This is a genomic window from Planktothrix sp. FACHB-1355 (assembly GCF_014748295.1).
Classification (GTDB): domain Bacteria; phylum Cyanobacteriota; class Cyanobacteriia; order Cyanobacteriales; family Aerosakkonemataceae; genus Aerosakkonema; species Aerosakkonema funiforme_A.
In genome coordinates, this window is the sequence record NZ_JACJUP010001368.1 from 1 (window position 1) to 1,553 (window position 1,553).

Annotated in this window: 2 protein-coding genes; one reads left to right on the forward strand and one right to left on the reverse strand. The window is 42.6% G+C overall.

Going from position 1 to position 1,553, the window contains the following annotated elements; all coding sequences use genetic code 11:
- Positions 1-716, forward strand: a 716-nt coding sequence (locus H6S82_RS32485; RefSeq protein ID WP_191057448.1) for a hypothetical protein, incomplete at its 5' end; no start/stop codon positions are given.
- A 174-nt stretch (positions 717-890) separates the two neighbouring features.
- Here the strand turns inward: H6S82_RS32485 and H6S82_RS32490 are convergent.
- Positions 891-1,268, reverse strand: a complete 378-nt coding sequence (locus tag H6S82_RS32490) for a hypothetical protein (RefSeq protein ID WP_190470094.1) — start codon at positions 1,266-1,268, stop codon at positions 891-893.
- Positions 1,269-1,553: the final 285 nt, after the last annotated feature.

Sequence of the window (1,553 nt, forward strand, 5' to 3'; positions counted from 1 at the left end):
TCAGAAATCCCTTAATTGCCAGTGCCTTTGCTGCTTTAACCGGACTGATAGTTTATGGCACCGTTCAAGCAGGAGAATACTTAAGCTTTAAGCAAGAAGCATCCAGAGAAATTAGCAAAGAATTCGGACAAGTCGATCGCGCCATTGCTGACAAAATGATTGACGCCTACTTAAATCAAGAAACAGGAGCCACAGGTTTCTGGGGATTTATGAAATACAGCGCCAAACAAGGTGTTAAAATAGGCAAATTCGGTACAGAAGGCGCTCAACTCGACGAAACTTTTACTTGGGTTTACTGGTTAATAGAATTAGCGATAATCGATGGCATAGCAATTGCTTTAGCTTACTTTGCTGCCCAACAACCATTCTGCGAGAGTTGCAATGGATGGTACGGCGAGAAAGAGCGCGTAGGAAATGTGGAAGGTCTTTCTTCCGAAAACTTTTTGGATTTGGTAAAAAAAGAGAATTTTATCCAAGCAGGTCAACTAATTAATCCAGCGAAAGATATCCCGGTTCCCAGTTTAGAAGTCCACCTTCAGAATTGCCCAACCTGCAAAATAAGCGGCTCCATGCTAACAGTAAGTCAGGCATCTTTAAATTCAAAAGGCAATTTAGAATTCAAAGAATCTCTGCAAGGAATGATTTCCCCCAGCCAAAAATCTTATCTGCTGAAAAACGCTAAAAGCGAAACACAAGCCGAACCAGAAAATAGCTGAAGCTGGTCAACGAGATCGATCGCATTATCCCATTTTTCCATCAATTGTAAAGTGCGTCAGACTCGATCGATTAGTAATACAGAACAACTTTAACCTCTGACGCAACCTACAAGATACTTTCCATTCTTGTGGGGTGGGCGGGACGCCCGCCCAATTGTCAGCCCTTGCCGAAGATTAATAATATCTGATAAACTCATTAGTCAGACGTCTGCGTAAGCGTTGAACTCGTTGGTATTGACTGCTAGGCCCAGAAACAAACACCATCACACTATCACCTTCCGGCGCACAAATTAAGTAGGCAGAAATATCGCCAAATCGCCCGAAAGCAGCAGATCGTCTGAGAACACCAGTTTGAGTCGCTCTTTGACTTCTCAAAAAATTAACACCATTCGTCAAACAATCTCTTAGACTGGCATAGCCTGGAGGGTCACTCATTCGGCTACCCCCTTCAAGGCTATAAATATCAATCCACTCGCTCCAATCACTCGTAGTTGAATCTGCCAAAGCTGGCGTTGATAAATTCAGCAATCCCATACTTAAAATCGTTGCCATAGCCGGCAACCAATTTGCTTTATTTTTAAACTTAATTCCGTTGGACATAGGTAGAGGAAAAACCTGCGAACTAATCTTTAGTTAAACAACGCTGTCAATATATTCACAACACGCCGCCAGTTTTCCGGAAAGATGAGCTCGCTATCGATCGAATTCCCATTTGGGCAAATTAATCAGGTTTCTTTATCTCAGTTTGGCCGATAGATCCAGAGTTATAAATAGCATCCAGCCTCTCTTTTACAGCCGGAGGAATAGCCGTAAAATAGATATGAAAACTGCCATCCC